This window comes from Shewanella sp. SP1S1-7 (assembly GCF_031932105.1).
GTDB lineage: Bacteria > Pseudomonadota > Gammaproteobacteria > Enterobacterales > Shewanellaceae > Shewanella > Shewanella baltica.
Genome location: NZ_JAUOEU010000076.1, coordinates 1 through 644 on the forward strand (window position 1 = coordinate 1; position 644 = coordinate 644).

At 55.7% G+C, this 644-nt stretch carries 1 protein-coding gene; it reads right to left on the reverse strand.

The features are described from left to right. Nucleotides 1–644 (reverse strand): putative Ig domain-containing protein (locus tag Q4Q49_RS22130; RefSeq protein WP_312000460.1); only part of this gene is annotated, 644 nt, incomplete at both ends.

Sequence of the window (644 nt, forward strand, 5' to 3'; positions counted from 1 at the left end):
CCGTTAAGCCGTCCGTGTCGGTGACTTTCAGTGTCACCGCATGGCTGCCCACATCGGCATTGCTTGGCGTGCCACTTAACACGCCCGTAGCCGCATTGAAGCTCAACCAGCTTGGTTTAGTCACTACGCTGAATGTCAGTACGTCGCCCACATCGGTATCCGCAGCCGCAAAGTTGTAGCTGTACGCCGCATCTTGAGTGGCAGCGGTGATGGCCGTTGAACTAATCGTCGGCGCATCGTTGACGTTGGTCACTGTGATACTGAAGCTTTGCTCTGCCGTTAAGCCGTCCGTGTCGGTGACTTTCAGTGTCACCGCATGGCTGCCCACATCGGCATTACTTGGCGTGCCACTTAACACGCCCGTAGCCGCATTGAAGCTCAACCAGCTTGGTTTAGTCACCGCGCTCAATGTCAGTACGTCGCCCACATCGGTATCACTCGCCGCGAAGCTGTAGCTGTACGCCGCATCTTGAGTGGCAGCTGTGATGGCCGTTGAACTAATCGTCGGTGCATCGTTGACGTTGGTCACGGTAATACTGAAGCTTTGCTCTGCCGTTAAACCGTCCGTATCCGTCACCCGCAGTGTTACTGGGTGTGCACCCACATCGGCATTACTTGGCGTGCCACTTAACAATCCAGTGGCA